General features: G+C 64.5%; 17 protein-coding genes. 9 read left to right on the forward strand and 8 right to left on the reverse strand.

Going from position 1 to position 15,049, the window contains the following annotated elements; all coding sequences use genetic code 11:
- Nucleotides 1-110: 110 nt before the first annotated feature.
- Entirely contained in the window at nucleotides 111-1,454 is a 1,344-nt protein-coding gene (locus CAP2UW1_RS23850; protein WP_015767042.1) for a GGDEF domain-containing protein, read from the forward strand.
- On the opposite strand, the gene CAP2UW1_RS12820 is transcribed toward CAP2UW1_RS23850, so the two are convergent.
- A complete protein-coding gene (locus CAP2UW1_RS12820) occupies nucleotides 1,451-3,184 on the reverse strand; it encodes a potassium channel family protein (RefSeq protein WP_015767043.1) in 1,734 nt (577 codons plus the stop codon). The two genes, CAP2UW1_RS23850 and CAP2UW1_RS12820, sit on opposite strands and share 4 nt — an antisense overlap.
- 13 nt (nucleotides 3,185-3,197) lie before the next feature.
- On the reverse strand, nucleotides 3,198-3,581 hold the full coding sequence (locus CAP2UW1_RS12825) for a DUF6394 family protein (protein ID WP_041568471.1): 384 nt from the start codon (nucleotides 3,579-3,581) through the stop codon (nucleotides 3,198-3,200).
- Nucleotides 3,582-3,861: 280 nt separating this feature from the next.
- Here CAP2UW1_RS12825 and CAP2UW1_RS12830 point away from each other — a divergent pair, with 280 nt between their 5' ends.
- Nucleotides 3,862-4,380 (forward strand): O-acetyl-ADP-ribose deacetylase, encoded by a 519-nt coding sequence (locus tag CAP2UW1_RS12830; RefSeq protein ID WP_041568472.1) that lies wholly within the window; start codon nucleotides 3,862-3,864, stop codon nucleotides 4,378-4,380.
- Between the two features lie 41 nt (nucleotides 4,381-4,421).
- On the opposite strand, the gene CAP2UW1_RS12835 is transcribed toward CAP2UW1_RS12830, so the two are convergent.
- Complete coding sequence (locus CAP2UW1_RS12835; protein WP_015767046.1) at nucleotides 4,422-4,868, reverse strand: rhodanese-like domain-containing protein; 447 nt, start codon at nucleotides 4,866-4,868, stop codon at nucleotides 4,422-4,424.
- 68 nt (nucleotides 4,869-4,936) lie between these two features.
- Between CAP2UW1_RS12835 and CAP2UW1_RS12840 the strand changes: the two genes are divergently transcribed.
- Nucleotides 4,937-6,145 carry a trypsin-like peptidase domain-containing protein gene (locus CAP2UW1_RS12840; protein WP_015767047.1) on the forward strand — a complete coding sequence of 403 codons (1,209 nt, stop codon included), beginning with the start codon at nucleotides 4,937-4,939 and terminating at the stop codon, nucleotides 6,143-6,145.
- Nucleotides 6,146-6,251: 106 nt separating this feature from the next.
- Here CAP2UW1_RS12840 and CAP2UW1_RS12845 read toward each other — a convergent pair whose 3' ends face one another.
- From CAP2UW1_RS12845 to CAP2UW1_RS12855, 4 genes are all read right to left on the reverse strand, one after another.
- Nucleotides 6,252-6,569, reverse strand: coding sequence for a hypothetical protein (locus tag CAP2UW1_RS12845; RefSeq protein ID WP_015767049.1), 318 nt, complete (start codon nucleotides 6,567-6,569; stop codon nucleotides 6,252-6,254).
- A 100-nt stretch (nucleotides 6,570-6,669) separates the two neighbouring features.
- Nucleotides 6,670-6,885: a type II toxin-antitoxin system HicA family toxin gene (locus CAP2UW1_RS24565; protein WP_015767050.1), complete on the reverse strand. Its 216-nt coding sequence runs from the start codon at nucleotides 6,883-6,885 to the stop codon at nucleotides 6,670-6,672.
- Entirely contained in the window at nucleotides 6,878-7,084 is a 207-nt protein-coding gene (locus CAP2UW1_RS12850; RefSeq protein WP_015767051.1) for a hypothetical protein, read from the reverse strand. Before CAP2UW1_RS12850 ends, CAP2UW1_RS24565 begins: the two co-directional genes overlap by 8 nt.
- 124 nt (nucleotides 7,085-7,208) lie before the next feature.
- Nucleotides 7,209-8,018 carry an NYN domain-containing protein gene (locus CAP2UW1_RS12855; protein ID WP_041567842.1) on the reverse strand — a complete coding sequence of 270 codons (810 nt, stop codon included), beginning with the start codon at nucleotides 8,016-8,018 and terminating at the stop codon, nucleotides 7,209-7,211.
- A gap of 310 nt (nucleotides 8,019-8,328) precedes the next feature.
- Between CAP2UW1_RS12855 and CAP2UW1_RS25595 the strand changes: the two genes are divergently transcribed.
- Complete coding sequence (locus CAP2UW1_RS25595; protein ID WP_199931458.1) at nucleotides 8,329-8,490, forward strand: hypothetical protein; 162 nt, start codon at nucleotides 8,329-8,331, stop codon at nucleotides 8,488-8,490.
- A 239-nt stretch (nucleotides 8,491-8,729) separates the two neighbouring features.
- Here the strand turns inward: CAP2UW1_RS25595 and CAP2UW1_RS25600 are convergent, their stop codons facing one another.
- Nucleotides 8,730-8,906 carry a hypothetical protein gene (locus CAP2UW1_RS25600; protein ID WP_199931459.1) on the reverse strand — a complete coding sequence of 59 codons (177 nt, stop codon included), beginning with the start codon at nucleotides 8,904-8,906 and terminating at the stop codon, nucleotides 8,730-8,732.
- A 56-nt stretch (nucleotides 8,907-8,962) separates the two neighbouring features.
- On the opposite strand from CAP2UW1_RS25600, the gene CAP2UW1_RS23855 reads away from it, so the two are divergent.
- The 5 genes from CAP2UW1_RS23855 to CAP2UW1_RS12880 all read left to right on the forward strand — a co-directional run bounded on the left by CAP2UW1_RS23855 (nucleotide 8,963) and on the right by CAP2UW1_RS12880 (nucleotide 14,939).
- Complete coding sequence (locus tag CAP2UW1_RS23855) at nucleotides 8,963-9,214, forward strand: hypothetical protein (RefSeq protein ID WP_049778574.1); 252 nt, start codon at nucleotides 8,963-8,965, stop codon at nucleotides 9,212-9,214.
- Nucleotides 9,215-9,552: 338 nt separating this feature from the next.
- The gene (locus tag CAP2UW1_RS12865) at nucleotides 9,553-11,397 is read left to right on the forward strand and encodes an FAD-dependent oxidoreductase (RefSeq protein ID WP_015767053.1); all 1,845 of its coding nucleotides are present in this window, start codon (nucleotides 9,553-9,555) and stop codon (nucleotides 11,395-11,397) included.
- Nucleotides 11,398-11,408: 11 nt separating this feature from the next.
- Entirely contained in the window at nucleotides 11,409-13,247 is a 1,839-nt protein-coding gene (locus CAP2UW1_RS12870) for a 2-oxoacid:acceptor oxidoreductase subunit alpha (protein WP_015767054.1), read from the forward strand.
- A gap of 1 nt (nucleotide 13,248) precedes the next feature.
- Entirely contained in the window at nucleotides 13,249-14,304 is a 1,056-nt protein-coding gene (locus CAP2UW1_RS12875; RefSeq protein ID WP_015767055.1) for a 2-oxoacid:ferredoxin oxidoreductase subunit beta, read from the forward strand.
- A gap of 254 nt (nucleotides 14,305-14,558) precedes the next feature.
- A complete protein-coding gene (locus CAP2UW1_RS12880; RefSeq protein ID WP_291912092.1) occupies nucleotides 14,559-14,939 on the forward strand; it encodes a Card1-like endonuclease domain-containing protein in 381 nt (126 codons plus the stop codon).
- Nucleotides 14,940-15,049: the final 110 nt, after the last annotated feature.

Consider the following 15,049-nt stretch of genomic DNA (forward strand, 5'->3'; position numbering starts at 1 on the left):
CGACTGTGCGTAGCGAGCTGCGCCGCGCTCGCTCGGCCGCTCGCCAGGCGTCCGCATGGCAGCGATCAGCGCAACTGGCGGCAGCGCTTTCCTGTCGATCTCCACCGAGCATGCAACGTCAATCTTTGATCGCGCGCCTGAGCCGGCGCGCATGGCCTGCTGGCAAAGCCTTTGCGCTGGTCGGCGGTGCTTTCGGCTGCACTTTCCTGGCTCTGCTGTTCTGGCTGGCTGTCGACCAGCATCTGGTGCTCGATGGATCGCAGCGCCTGCTCGACCACGCCGTGCCCGCCACCCTCGAACGCTTTCGTCTGGCCCGCAACGTCGAACAACTGCGTCTCGAGGGAGAGCACGTCTTCTCGGGCCGGACGCCCGTCGCCCGCCAGCAGGCCTTGTTCATCGTCAGCCTGCTGGCCAGCCATCCCGCCGTGCTGGCCGATGCACGCGCCGCCGGCCTGGCCGGAGAAGTCGAGCGTTTCCTCAGCCGCTCCATGCACGAAGGCATGAGCGAAGCGCGCCACGCCGAATGGGCGATGCTGGCAAGCCGCTTGACGCTGCTCGCCGACGACGTCTCCAGCGAGGGCGTCAACCTGGCCACCGCCGACTTGCACCGGATGTCGGCCACCATGCTGCAAAGCCGGAGCAAACTGCTGCTCGTCCTGGCGCTGGTTGCCGTCTTTGTCGGTGGCTTCGTGTTCCTCATCCGCCGCCATCTGATCCAGCCCCTGCAGGCGATCGACCAGGCCTTGTCGGCCCTGGGCTCCGGGCAGGCGGTCACACCCTTCGCCCCAGCATCTATGCTGGAAATCCGCGCGGTCGAGCGCGCCATCGGGCAACTGCGGGAGGTGATGCAGGAAAACGAGACGACGCGAGAGCAACTGGAACGTCTGGCCACCACGGACGGCCTGACCGGCATGTTCAATCGGCGGCATTTCCTGGCGGTGGCCGAGGAGGAAATCAAGCGCGCCCAGCGCTATTCCCGGCCGATCTGCGTCGGTATGGCCGACCTCGACTTCTTCAAGCACATCAACGACAGCCATGGACACGCCAGCGGCGATCTGGTGCTGCAGTCAGTCGCCGAGATCTTCGCGCGCACCCTGCGTCACTCGGACTGGGGCTGTCGCTTTGGAGGCGAGGAATTCGCCTTCGTCTTCCCGGAAACCGGACTCCGGGAAGCCCATCGCCTGGCCGAACGCCTGCGGCAGAGTGCCGCCGCCAGCCAGATCGCGCTGGCTGACGGCAGCCGCGTCGACATCACCTTGAGCCTCGGCCTGGCCGACGCCTCGTCGTGCCCGCTCGAGATCGCTCTGCAGCGAGCCGATGCGGCCCTCTACGACGCCAAGCAGCAGGGACGCAACCGGGTGGTCACAGCGCCGGTCGGCCATGCCACGGGAGAAACCGCTCGGCAGCCGTTCAACGGAGACGCTCCGCCGTCCGTCGACACGGCGTCGACCTAGACGCGACGCCGCACGCCGAGGCGCCGACTCGCCGCCTTGCTGTTACAGCTCAACAAGCCCCACAGCCAGCCGGGCGTGTCCTCGCCGGTAAGGACGTAGTCGAGGACGGTGCGATTGTCGAGAGTCAGGTTCTGCGCTGCCTTGGCGGCGCGCGTTCCCGCAAACAGGAGTTCGTCGCCCGCTTCGAGCAGTGTCTCGTCGTCAGGTAGTTCCTCGTCGCGGTCGTCGCGCACCAGCAGCAGCGGCAACACCGGCAAGGGCTCCTGACGGGCAGCCGGATCGCGCCGCAGGCTGCCGAGGGCGATCTTCGCCTCCTCCATCACCAACAACCTGTGCACGGCCGGCGCGTCGGCGGCATTCAGCCGGACACCCCAGATCACGGGAACTCGCTGGCCGAAGAGCCCCTCGATCCGGCCGACGAGCGCTGCCGCGCGCGCTTCCGACCAAGCGCGAACGAGGTGCAGAAAGCGCGACAGCAGCGGCGAAGTGATCAGCGCCAGGCACTCGCGTGCGACGATGCGCGACGGCACCATCGTGAAGTCGGCGTCGTAGGCGTCGAAAAGGACCTGATTGGCGACCCGGTTCTGACGCACGACGACGAAGAGGTCCGCGTTGACCTCCTTGGCGGTAATCGCAATCGACAGGTTGTTGGTGTCGTTGTCGCTGGCGGCGACGAGTCCAACCGCCGTTTCCACGCCGGCCTGGCGCAGCGGCGCCGCTTCGGTGCCCTGACCGACGATGTGATGGACGCCGACCGACAGGTTCGGGTCCGGGTCGATGACCGTCAGGCCAACCCCGTGCCGCGCGAGATTGCGTACCACCGCCTGCCCGAAACGGCCATAGCCGCAGACCACCCAGTCGCCGGCGGGTGGGTCGTGCCGCTCAGGAATTTCCTGACCTGGCAGGCCGGTGAGCAGATCGACCAGACGATACCAGTTCGGCGACTGGATCGCCTGCGCCAGATAGTCGGCGAACTTCTCGAAGTGATTGACCACGTAGTGCGTACCGAAGGACATCATGTTAGCTTCGATCGACGGACTGGCGACGCGGGCAACGATGCGCAGGCGTGGGCTAATCAGGCGACTGGCAATCGCCACCGCGAGATTGGCCGAATCGTCATCGGTCATCGCCAGCACGCCGCGGCAGCTGCGGTGCTTCAGTCCGGCCATCAGCAGGTGCTGCGGCTGCGCCGCGTCGGCACAAAGCGCGAGAATGTCGGCCGAAAAATCCTCCAGCTCGAGTTCCTGGATGCGCAGTTCGTTGCGCTCGACGGCAACGACGCGAATTCCCTCACGATCGAGCGCCCGGGCGATCAGCAAACCGGTCTCGCCACAGCCGCAGATGATGTAGAAAGGTTCGCCGAGCAGCTTGACGCGGCGGGCAAATCGACCGGTCAGCAATACCTGCTGGAAGCCTTTCTCCTGCACCAGCGCCAGCAGGCTGATGATCGAGTACGACCAGCCGACGACCGAAAGGTAGATGGACACGGTGACCCACATCCGCTGCGCGTCGGAAAAGGCGTTCGGCAGCTCGCCGAAACCTATTGTCGTCGCCGTATAGCTGACGAAATAGAACGCGTGGAAGAAGCTCATTGGTGGCGTCGGCTGGCCTTGCGCGTCGACCCCGGCAATCAAGGTCAGGCCCAGTGTCGATACCGCATAGATGACGATCAGGACGATCAACGGCGCGCGCATCCGCCGCAGGGCCAGGAAGAACACGCTGCTGTTCATGCCGCTGCGCCCGTCAGCGCCGCAACATCACGGTTTCCGCAATCAGCAGGACCACTGAAACGATGTTCGCCAGGAGCGCGCCGGCGCTCAGCGAGACGACGCTGGTCGTGATCTCGCGCGACATTCCCTCGCCGGTGACGTGGAAAGCGATGGCCCACACACAGGCGGCGGCCACCAGTTGCAGGTCGGCGACCAGGCTGGTCGACAGGTGCACCGCGCCGATCTGCGTACGATCGCCGAACTTCAGGACGGTGGCGATCAGGTTGACGACGATCGCCGCAAACAACTCGTAGATGTGGTGATGCATCGGATTGTCGATCTCGCCGATGACGAAACCGAAATTGAGCGTTGCGGCGAGCACGATGAAGAAACCGAAGACCACCTTTTCCAGGTTCATGAGCACCCTCTCCACGCCAGGGACCGCCGCCACGCCAACCGTATGGGCATAGTTCGAGAGCATACTCCGGGGCCTGCCGAAAGAAAACCGGGGAGTGCCGGCGCGCCTCTGGCGCACCCTATTCGCATGGCCCTTGTAGCAGCCCAGAGCGCGGCCTACCATTGCCGAACGAACCGCTCTTCGAACTGCCGTCGGAGAGGGTCGCTTGTCGCGCCAGAGCGGCGCCGGCAACCGGCACTTCCCGAGCAGCGGCAACACCATCTCCTTGCCGGGCCATGCCATGTCCACGATGCTTCGCGCCATTTGCGCCGATATCACCACCCTGGCCGTCGACGCCATCGTCAACGCCGCCAACTCGTCGCTGCTTGGCGGAGGCGGCGTCGACGGGGCGATTCATCGCGCCGCCGGCCCCGGCCTGCTGGCGGAATGTCGCCTCCTCGGCGGCTGCCCGACCGGCGAGGCCAGGCTTACCCACGCGCATCGCCTGCCCGCCAGATACATCATCCACACCGTCGGACCGGTCTGGCACGGCGGTGGCAGCGGCGAGGCGCAACGACTGGCCTCCTGCTATCGCTGCTCGCTGGAACTGGCCGTGGCCAACGATCTCGTGACGCTCGCCATCCCGAGCATCAGCACGGGCATCTACGGCTACCCCATCGAGCAGGCCGCCGAAGTCGCCGTGTCCACCGTCCGGGCATCGGTGCGCGAACTCGGGCGCCTGCGGGAGGTGGTGTTCTGCTGCTTCTCGCCGGGCGACCTGCGGGTCTATGAGCGGCTTCTCGGCGAAACGGCCGCCTGAGTTGCCACACTGCCCGCGGCAGGCCGGCGCCGCGCGCCGTCTCAGCAGCGGGATCCGGCCGCACAGGTGACCAGGGCGGTCGGCGCCGCCACCAGCGGCCGCCCGTCGCCGGCCCAGGAGCGAATGCCGTCCTTGACGTTGTATACCTTCTGGTAGCCGGCCTGCTGCGCCAGCAACTGGCTCGCTGCCCGGGTCCGGTTGCCGCTGCGGCAGATGACGATCACCGGTTGCTCGGGCTTTGCTACCGCCTGCACTTTCGCCAGCCAGGCGGCTGCATCGGTGCGGCCACGCTCGTCGACGAAGGTGAGCAGCCGGCTTCCCGGAATGATCCCGCTCTCCTTCCACTCGCCTTCGGTGCGGATATCGATCACCGGCACCCCGGCGGCGGCAAGACGGGCGAGCTCGGCATTGTCGATGTCGACTACATCGGCACGCGCCGACAGCGCGACCAGCAAGGCGAAAGCACAAACAAACCGGTGGCGCAACATGATCGAGACTCCCGAAAAAAACTGCTAGGGCTATTTTACAATGCCGATTTCCTCCAGCGATCAACAGCATGAGTTCCTCCAGCACGCTCTATGATGTTCTCGGCGTTGCCGCGAAAGCCAACAGCCAGGAAATCGACACCGCCTACACGACCCGTCGGCAGTCACTCGAGGGTAGTCCAGACGATCTCTCGCTGCTCGCCGTCGCGTATGACACGCTCCGCCATCCCGCGCGGCGCGCCGCCTATGACCGCGCGCTGGCACGTCGCGCGGCCACTGCCGAACCGCTCGGCAGCGCCACTGCCAAAGCGCCCGCTCGCCGCGCCCTGCGACCGGGCGCCTGGGTCGCCTTGCTCCTGGTGGCGACGCTGACAGTCCTTCTCTGGCGCGCCAGACCTGCACCGGCACCTGCTTTCGCCGCAGCCGATCGGCCGCCAGTGCCGGCGCCTGTCCCCGCAGCGGCCGCAACGCCGCCGGACGAAGCCCGAGCGGAGGCGCCGCCCACCGCGGCCGAAGCCCCCGCAGCCACACCACTACCCGAATTGCCGGCAAGCCCTGACGCCAACGCCGCTGCGCTTCCCGTGACATCGGCGACGGCAGCGGCAGCGGCGGATTCCCTCGCGCCGGCCATAGCCGCCACCCGCCCCAGCCGCGCCGCCAAGCAACCCGGCTTCGACGCACGCTACCTCGCCTGGTCCGTGTTCTTCATCCAGCAGCGCAGTCGCACCGGCTCCGGCGTGCTGATCGGGCCTGACCGGATCCTCACCAACTGCCATGTTCTCGCAGGCGGCGCCACCAACAATCTGGTGGCCATCCACAGCGTCACGCGAACGCTCCACCGAGTGGAGAAGTATGCGCGCCTCGAAGACGAGGATGCCTGCCTGCTTTTCGCTCCCGGCGCCGGCAACGACACCATCGCCTGGGGCGATTCGGCCAGCCTGCGCCCCGGGGACACCGTGCACACCTTTGGCCATCCGGGCGGTTCGAGCGATGTCATCTGGTCCGAAGGGCGTTTTCTCGACCGCGTCGAACTCAAGCGCGAAACCTTCCTTTTCTCGAACAACAACTGCCGGCCCGGCTCGTCCGGCGGCCCCCTGCTCGACAAGGACGGGCGCCTCGTCGGCATCGTCATGGCCACGCGCTATTTCCAGTCCAGGGCCGGCGATACGCGCCAGTACCGCGACTGCATTTCGGTGACCGAAGCGACAGCGCGCGCGCTCATCGGCAAACCGCTGTTCCCGATCGCGCTGGCGCCGGCCCAGTACTTCCCGAACTACTGAGCGCCGGCGAAGCCCCGGGTGGTGTGGGGGCCGGAGGAGAGAAACCTCCGGCCAACCGATTGGACCTCGATGGGCAAGGCGTAACCCTGGACAAGCCTGGACAGACTCATCGAAAGAAGAATGTACCCACAAGACCGGCAAGAAGGCCACCGACTACCCCGAGTGAAGCCAGACGGCCAAGACGAGGCCAGGTCGGTGGGATGACAAAAGCCAGCCCGGTAGAAAGGAAAGCGATACCGAAGCTGAGCACCTGCCAGTGGTACGGGTCGCAAAAAATTGCTCGGCAGCGGCCGACCGAGCTATCGGGAATGACGCCGAAGTAGCTGAGGATGATGAATAGACCGATGCCCCCGCAAAGCAGGCCCAGCAACAGCCGGGCCTTGAGCGACGGCTGCGCGGCTGAGCGATCACCTTGGCTGGCCATGCTAAGTGAGCTTACTCCGAGGTCCAACGCTCAAGGTCAGCGACGCGGCGCGACGCTTTGCCGCACATCGTCCGCTGCACCGCCGGGTTGGGCACCACGGTTACAGGACCGAAATGAATTCTTCAGCCGATACGTCCGCTTGACGCAGGACACCCGCCAGGGTGCCCGCCTTTACTTCGCTATGCACGGGGACAACACAGCCTCTGGAGCCACGGCGCATGATGACGTGGCTTCCGGATTGGCGAGCCTTCGCGAAACCGAGACGCTCCAGCGCTCGTATCGCGGCGGCTCCCGAAACGTGCGGTAGCTTAGGCATGCACGGGAACGCTGAACGTTGTTATCAGCGGATGACCTGGAGCGAGAATGGGGAACTCCGACAGATAGAGCGCCGTAGCCTCTCGCAGATTGGAAATTGCTTCTTCGACAGTTTCACCTTGGGTAGTGGTGCCTGTCTCTGGATTCAAGGCAACGTAGCCGCCTTCTTCGGCGGGAGTGAGTACGGCGGTCAGTTCCATAAGGTAACTCCGGTGGAGAAAGCAAGATTGTCGCTCATTCCGGCTCGTGGAAGTGGTGCCCAACGACCGAGGTAACGGGCCGCGCCTACGGATACCGCAGGATGCGGTCCGGTTGACCGACCGGCTAGACGCCCGTGCGCGCACGCACGTACAGCACCTTGTAGTTGCTGCCCAGCGCAGGCCGTTCTTCCGTGGTGAACAGGTCCGTCCGTGCTCGTACGAGATCGGACAGTTTCTTGAAGCCATGGATACGCGAGTCAAAGTCCGGTTGAATCTTCTGCAGGTAGCTGCCAAAGGTGCCTAGTTGCGACCACCCTGAATCATCTACTGATTTGTCAAGCGCCTCAATCAAGAACTTCTCCGGAAACGGCGGGCGCGCCAAGGCAGCAAGTGAAGCCTCAGATGTCCGAGTTTGATCGCTAACCGGTGTCGTTAGTGCCTGTGCCGGACCCACCACTGGCATTGGCTCAGGCTTGCGAAGGACTTCCGTGAAGATGAACTTGTGGCAGGCGTTTCGGAAGGGCTCTGGGGTCTTCTGCTCACCGAAGCCGAAGACTTGGAGTCCCTCCTCGCGAAGCCGGACTGCCAAGCCGGTGAAATCGCTGTCGCTGGTCACAAGGCAGAAGCCATCAAATCTCCGCGTGTACAGCAAATCCATCGCGTCGATGATCATCGTACTGTCAGTAGCATTCTTCCCGGTCGTATATGCGAACTGCTGAATGGGCTTGATCGAGTGCTTGTTAAGAAACTTCTTCCATGAGGAACTCGTAGGGCTCGTGAAGTCGCCGTAGATTCTCCTTACTGTCGCCTCGCCAAACCGGGCAATTTCTTCGAGCAATGCCTCGATTACTGCAGGCTGGGCATTGTCGGCGTCGATGAGTACAGCAAGCCGCTTGGTCGGCTCGTCGGTGCTGGCGTTCTTGGGTGGAGACATGGCGAGGGCAATTCGGGTGTCTAGGTTATCGGGAGACAGTTTTGCGCCATAACTCCGCCGCCGGATCCCGAACTCGGCGCTGCTCGATACACTGGAAGCCTTACCATGGCAGGTTTTGCGCCGCATCTTAGCTGATTCTATGCAGTACGAAAAATCGTCAAAGGCGGCAGTTCGCAAGCCAGGTCGATAGCCTAAACCGGGGTGCCTCAACGACTGCCTGGGGCAAACTTCTTCACCGTCCATTCCTGCCCGACACCAGCGATTGGTTCATCGTACTACAAAGCCGACATCGGGAAGCAAGCAGCGCACCTTGGCGACCGTCAGCGAAGAGTGCTACGCGGCCGTCGTCTACAGCAGCGCGAGCGCCGCGCGGCAGAACGACATCGTCGCTCAGACCGACGGTGCCGCAGCGAAGAACGACGCCGTCGTCGCCCGCATCGACGACTTCGTCGTTACGAGAGTCGGCACCTGATGTCCGGGAGGACGACATCGGCGCGCAAGGGGACGCTTTCGTGGTTCAAGGCCACGCTGCCGTCGCTCGGAGTCACGATGCCGTAGCGCAAAGCCTCGAACACGAGTCTTCGGGCGACGATGGCGTGGTTCACCGCAACGACGCCGGTGCGTCGGCGGCATGCCGGCGAGTCCGGACGTGGCTTGTGCCTGGCTAGCCGCCCGGAAGCGGGCTCGCGAGGGTTCAGCCTCGCCGCTGATCTACTCGGCGTCTGGCTTGACCGCCCGGCGCCGGCCGCTGAAACGGGTCGCCATGGCTTCCTTGAGGGCGTCCACGCCGGCGCCTTTGCCGAAGGCCTTGGCGATCGCATAGCCCTCGAGGGCAGCGCTCAGGATGTCGCTACCGAGGGCCATTTCGGTGTCGTCGGCCTTGCGCAACAACTGCCGCAGGCGGCTGAAACCGGGGACCAGGAGGTCGAGGTGTCGAGATCGCTTTGCGCTTCAGCCAGTTCGCAACCGGGAGAAATGAGCTGCATATTCTGGTCGAGCTGCATCAGCGTCTGGCGGCACAACAACTCGGACTTCTCGCCCTTCTTGGCGAGGCTGCGGCGGAAGTCGATCGACAGTTCGATGAGCGGAGCGAGTTTCTCGGCCAGCGTAGCGATGGCTGCCTCAACAGGCACGATGGCGTCGGCCGCAAAGGTCGTGGATACGAGCGTCTGGCTCGTAGCGGCATCTGCTGGTGATGGGCAACAAATGTTGATCGGCACGGCAGAATCTTGCGCCGCACGCCAGCCGCTACCTACCATTCTTCTGGCCACCCTCATTCATGGCGAGTTGCCGCGGAAAGCGCTGCTGCGCCCCTTGCCGGCCATCGGCCTCCTGTTGCAGGCAGCCTGGGCGCCCGCCAGCGCAGCCTTTCACGCCCTGTCTGACCCTGAACGAAGGCGAAGCTGTCGGCCACGACATCGCCATGAAACATAGGCCTTTTCAGGGTCTCGGCGGCGAGTTAGTATGGGAGTTCATTTCTTGTGGGGCCAGAGAGTGTGGCTCCGGACTCGTTCCAGGAAAGGATACGTTCGTCTTGAAGCCCACCGACATCGCCGCGCCCGACTATTTCCACAAAGTCGTTGATTGCCAGTGGGCCTGCCCGGCCCACACTCCCGTCCCCGAGTACATCCGCCTGATCGCCGCCGGCCGCTACAGCGATGCCTACATGGTCAACTGGGTGTCGAACGTTTTTCCCGGCATCCTCGGGCGAACGTGCGACCGCCCCTGCGAACCGGCGTGTCGGCGCAGCCGCGTCGAGGAGGAGACGGCGGACGGCCACAACCGCAAGGAGCCGGTCGCCATCTGCCGGCTGAAGCGCGTCGCCGCCGACTACAAGCAGGACATCCGCGGCCTGCTGCCGCAGCCAGCCGAGCAGAAGAATGGCCGGCGCATCGCCTGCATCGGCGCCGGCCCCGCCTCGCTCACCGTCGCCCGCGACCTCGCACCGCTCGGCTATGAAGTGGTGATCTACGACGGCGACGCCCGTGCCGGCGGCATGATGCGCACCCAGATTCCGAAGTTCCGCCTGCCGGAAGAAGTCATCGACGAGGAGACAGGCTATGTTCTCGGGCTCGGTGTCGACTTCCGCAGTGGCCAGTACGTGAGCTCGCTGCGCGACCTGCTCGCGGAAGGCTACGACGCGGTGTTCGTCGGATCCGGCGCACCGCGCGGTCAGGATCTCGACATTCCGGGGCGCAAGGAGGCGGCGAAACACATTCATCTGGGAATCGACTGGCTGGCCAACGTCGCCTTCGGCCATACGACATCGATCAGCAAGCGCGTCATCGTCCTCGGCGGTGGCAATACGGCGATGGACTGTTGCCGCTCGGCACGCCGCCTCGGCGGCGATGACGTCAAGGTGATCGTCCGCTCGGGCTTCGAGCAGATGAAGGCCAGCCCCTGGGAGAAGGAAGACGCGATGCACGAAGGCATCCCGATCCTCAACAATTTGGTGCCCAAGGCGTTTACTCACAACGGCGGCCGACTGACCGGCGTGACCTTCTCGAAGGTGCGTTCGGTCTACGATGAGCAGGGGCGGCGCAGCCTCGTACCGACCGGCGAGCCGGACGCTCACTTTCCGTGCGACGTGGTGCTGGTCGCCGTCGGTCAGGACAATGCGTTCCCGTGGATCGAGCGCGACATCGGCATCGAGTTCGACAAGTGGGGCCTGCCCAAGCTCGACGCAAAGACAATGCAATCGACCTTGCCCAACGTCTTCTTCGGCGGTGATGCGGCCTTCGGGCCGAAGAACATCATCTGGGCGGTCGCGCACGGCCACGAAGCGGCGGTTTCGATCGACCGCCTGCTCAACGGCGAGGAGATTGCCACCCGGCCCGACCCGATGACCACGCTGATTTCGCAGAAGATGGGCATCCACGCCTGGCGCTACGACAATGCCATCTCGGTCGACCGCCGCCTGCGCGTGCCGCTGCGCGACATCGGTGCGGCACTGAAGAACATCAAGATCGAAGTCGAGCTGGGTTTCGACCCCCAACTGGCCTTCAAGGAAGCGCAGCGCTGCCTGAACTGCGACGTGCAGACGGTATTCGCGCCCAAGCTGTGCATCGAATGCGACGCCTGCATGGACATCTGCCCGATGGACTGCATCAGCTTCACCGGCAACGCTGAGGAGGACGAACTGCGCCCGCGCCTGCGCGCGCCGGCGCTCAACACGAGCCAGGATCTCTACGTCTCGGAAATATTGAAGACGGGGCGGGTGATGGTCAAGGACGAGGACGTCTGTCTGCATTGCGGCCTGTGCGCCGAACGCTGCCCGACCGGCGCCTGGGACATGCAGAAGTTCCTGCTCGCCATGACGCACGCCGGGCCGGCCTGCCGCGGCGGCGGCACGCAGGCTTCCCAGCAGCAAACCGCCTGAGGAGAGCGAGAATGCAGAAGATCGAAGCGGTCAATGATTTCGTCGTCAAGTTCGCCAACATCAACGGTTCGGGGTCGGCCTCGGCGAACGAGCTCTTCGCGCGCGCCATCCTGCGCATGGGCGTGCCGGTCTCGCCGCGCAACATCTTTCCGTCGAACATCCAGGGCCTGCCGACCTGGTTCGAAGTACGGGTGACCGAGCACGGCTACCTCGGTCGGCGTGGCGGCGTCGACATGATGGTCACCATGAATCCGCAGACCTGGGACCAGGACGTCCGCGAAATCGATCCCGGCGGCTACCTCTTCTACGACAGTTCCAAGCCCGTCCCGCGCGCCCGCTTCCGCGACGACATCCACGTCATCGGCATGCCGGTCACCGAGATCTGCAACAACGCCTACACCGACTCGCGCGAGCGCCAGTTGCTGAAGAACATCATCTACATCGGTGCGTTGACGCAACTGCTCGAGATCGATCCGGCCGAGATCGAGAAGCTCTTCGGCGAACAGTACAAAGGCAAGGAGAAGTTGTTCGACGCCAATGTGCAGGCGCTCAACCTCGGCCGCGACTACGCGCAACAGCATCTCAAGCGGATTGCGCTCAAGGTCGAGCGCCGCGACGCGGTCGGCGACAAGGTCTTCGTCGACGGCAACAGCGCCGCGGCGCTGGGCTGCGTTTACGGGGGCGCGACGGTTTGCGCCTGGTATCCGATCACGCCGTCGTCGTCGGTCGCCGAGGCGTTCATTCGTTACACGCAGAAGTTGCGCGTCGACCCGGCCACCGGCCAGCATCGCTACGCCATCGTCCAGGCCGAAGATGAACTGGCTTCGATCGGCATGGTAGTCGGCGCCGGCTGGAACGGTGCGCGCTCGTTCACCGCCACCTCCGGGCCGGGAATCTCGCTGATGACCGAGTTCATCGGCCTCGCCTACTTCGCCGAGATTCCGGCCGTGCTGATCAACGTCCAGCGCGGTGGTCCGTCAACCGGCATGCCGACGCGCACGCAGCAGGCTGACGTGCTCGCCTGCGCCTACGCCTCGCACGGCGACACCCGGCACGTGCTGCTGTTTCCCGAGGATCCCTACGAGTGCTTCGAAATGTCGGCACAGGCGCTCGACCTCGCCGAACGCCTGCAGACGCCGATCTTCGTCATGAGCGACCTCGACATCGGCATGAACCAGCGCCTGTGCCGGCCGTTCGCCTGGGATGAGAGCCGCGAGTACGACCGCGGCAAGGTGATGACGCGCGATGCGCTCGACGCCGGCACCGACTTCGGCCGCTATCTCGACGTCGACGGCGACGGCATACCCTACCGGACGTATCCGGGTACCCATCCGACCAAGGGCGGCTACTTCACGCGCGGGTCGACCAAGAACGCCTATGCCGGCTACTCGGAAGCCGGTGCCGACTACGTCTACAACATGCAGCGGCTGCTGCGCAAATTCGAGACGGCCAAGTCGCTGGTGCCGCTGCCGGTGCTCACCGCGGCCAAATTCCCGGCGCGCTTCGCGGCGATCTTCTATGGCTCGACGAGCCCGGCGATGCACGAAGCGCTCGACGCGCTCGCCGAGCAGGGCATCTACATCAACGCCCTGCGCATCCGCGCCTTCCCGTTCCAGAACGAGATCGCCGATTTCATCGCCGCCCACTCGAAGGTTTTCGTGCTCGAGCAGAACCTCGACGGACAACTGACGACGCTGCTGATCAACGAAGCCGGCGTCAGCCCGGCGAGCCTGATTCGTGTCCTGCACTACGACGGCACGCCGATCACCGCGCGCTTCATCACCCAGGAAATCGCCGAACGCGTCTCGCGCATCAATGTGCGTCCACTTCGTGAAGGGATGGTGGCCTGAAATGACCTACCTCGCCAAACCCACGCTGCACCACCCTAGCCTGACGAAGAATCGCGTCGGCTTCACGCGCCGCGACTACGAGGGCAAGATCTCGACGCTCTGCGCCGGCTGCGGCCACGACTCGATCTCGGCGGCGATCATCCAGGCGTGCTGGGAACTCGACATCGAACCGCATCGCGTCGCCAAGCTCTCGGGAATCGGCTGCTCGTCGAAGACCCCCGACTACTTCCTCGGCAACTCGCACGGCTTCAACACCGTCCACGGTCGCATGCCTTCGGTTCTCACCGGCGCCTACCTGGCCAACCGCGAGCTGATCTACCTGGGCGTCTCGGGCGATGGCGACTCGGCATCGATTGGCCTCGGCCAGTTCGCGCACGTCATGCGCCGTGGCGTCAACATGACCTACATCGTCGAGAACAACGGCGTCTATGGACTCACCAAGGGGCAGTTCTCGGCCACCGCCGACAAGGGCTCGAAATCCAAGCGCGGGCAGGTGAACAACGACGCGCCGCTCGACCTGGTGACCCTCGCCCTGGTCATGGGAGCAACCTTCGTCGGCCGCGGCTTTTCCGGCGACAAGACGCAGCTCGTGCCGCTGATCAAGGCCGCCCTCGCACATCAGGGAGCGGCGGTGATCGACGTCCTCTCGCCATGCCTTGCCTTCAACAACCACACCGGCAGTACCAAGAGCTACGACTACGTGCGCGAGCACAACGAGGCGGTCAACCGCCTCGACTTCTGGCCGCAGCGCGAAGAAATCACGGCCGAATATGGCGAGGGGGAGGTGACCGAAGTCCGCCAGCACGACGGATCGGTCGTCCGCCTGCGCAAACTGCACGCCGACTACGATCCCACCGACCGCATCCGGGCGATGAGTTACATCCAGGAGCACGCGGCGCGCGGTGAGGTCGTCACCGGCCTGCTCTACCTCGACGTTGACTCCGCTGACCTGCACGAGCAGCTCGGAACCGTCGACGCGCCACTGAACACACTTGGCGCCGCCGAACTCTGCCCGGGACTGGCTGCCCTCGAGAAGATCAACGCGTCGCTGCGCTAGCGAGGAGGTCCGAGGTTTTCGCCGGTCTGGCGGCCGGGAGTGGTTCCGCGTATTCTTGGCGCCTCCTCCCTCATCGCTCCAGCCATGGCCATCTCTCGATGCAACAAGTGCGCTCATCTCGAGGAACAAGCAGATGGCCAGATCGGCGCCACTGTCGCCTGCCCTCGTTGCGGCAGTACCACCCCGGTCTATCCGACTCTCTTCTTTGTTGGCAGGCTCCTCGAGAAGTACTTTGACGCCCAACGGCGTCGACCATCCGCCAGTTCTTCAACGGTGAATGGCTGGAGTGGTTCGCGATGATGACCTGCCTGGCTTACTGCCAGGAACGCGCGAAGGAATTTTCCTGTGCCCGCCAGTTGGTCATCACGCTGAGCGACGAGGAACACTGCGAACTCGACGTATTCATGCTCATCGATAACCAACTGGCTCTCTGCATCGAGTGCAAGAGCGGTGAATATCGCCAGGACATCGACAGATACGTCAGCTTGCGCAAGCGCCTCGGGCTGACCGGCAAGAAGCTCGTCATGTGCGTGGCGGGCCTCAGTGACGAACACGCCAGAGGGCTGACGGCGATGTACGACCTCACCTTCGTCAGCGAGCAAGGCCTGCTGCCGCATCTCAGAACCCTCTTCTGATCCACGCTGGCCCACTGCCGCAACTGCCCCGCGACGACCTCAACGGCGGATTTCGGACGCCTCGTGCAGTGAAAGAATCCGCGCAGCGGAGCCAACCCGTATAATTGCAG

Source organism: Candidatus Accumulibacter phosphatis, assembly GCF_000024165.1.
GTDB classification, from domain to species: domain Bacteria; phylum Pseudomonadota; class Gammaproteobacteria; order Burkholderiales; family Rhodocyclaceae; genus Accumulibacter; species Accumulibacter phosphatis.

What these genes read in the sequence shown, in the direction of transcription:
- CAP2UW1_RS12830 (WP_041568472.1), top strand. Translation starts at nt 3,862, where the DNA reads ATGTCCACGATGCTTCGCGCCATTTGCGCCGATATCACCACCCTGGCC.
- CAP2UW1_RS24565 (WP_015767050.1), bottom strand. Translation starts at nt 6,885, where the DNA reads ATGCCTAAGCTACCGCACGTTTCGGGAGCCGCCGCGATACGAGCGCTG.
- CAP2UW1_RS12820 (WP_015767043.1), bottom strand. Translation starts at nt 3,184, where the DNA reads ATGAACAGCAGCGTGTTCTTCCTGGCCCTGCGGCGGATGCGCGCGCCG.
- CAP2UW1_RS12870 (WP_015767054.1), top strand. Translation starts at nt 11,409, where the DNA reads ATGCAGAAGATCGAAGCGGTCAATGATTTCGTCGTCAAGTTCGCCAAC.
- CAP2UW1_RS12835 (WP_015767046.1), bottom strand. Translation starts at nt 4,868, where the DNA reads ATGTTGCGCCACCGGTTTGTTTGTGCTTTCGCCTTGCTGGTCGCGCTG.
- CAP2UW1_RS12875 (WP_015767055.1), top strand. Translation starts at nt 13,249, where the DNA reads ATGACCTACCTCGCCAAACCCACGCTGCACCACCCTAGCCTGACGAAG.
- CAP2UW1_RS12840 (WP_015767047.1), top strand. Translation starts at nt 4,937, where the DNA reads ATGAGTTCCTCCAGCACGCTCTATGATGTTCTCGGCGTTGCCGCGAAA.
- CAP2UW1_RS12825 (WP_041568471.1), bottom strand. Translation starts at nt 3,581, where the DNA reads ATGAACCTGGAAAAGGTGGTCTTCGGTTTCTTCATCGTGCTCGCCGCA.
- CAP2UW1_RS12850 (WP_015767051.1), bottom strand. Translation starts at nt 7,084, where the DNA reads ATGGAACTGACCGCCGTACTCACTCCCGCCGAAGAAGGCGGCTACGTT.
- CAP2UW1_RS23850 (WP_015767042.1), top strand. Translation starts at nt 111, where the DNA reads ATGCAACGTCAATCTTTGATCGCGCGCCTGAGCCGGCGCGCATGGCCT.
- CAP2UW1_RS12845 (WP_015767049.1), bottom strand. Translation starts at nt 6,569, where the DNA reads ATGGCCAGCCAAGGTGATCGCTCAGCCGCGCAGCCGTCGCTCAAGGCC.
- CAP2UW1_RS12855 (WP_041567842.1), bottom strand. Translation starts at nt 8,018, where the DNA reads ATGTCTCCACCCAAGAACGCCAGCACCGACGAGCCGACCAAGCGGCTT.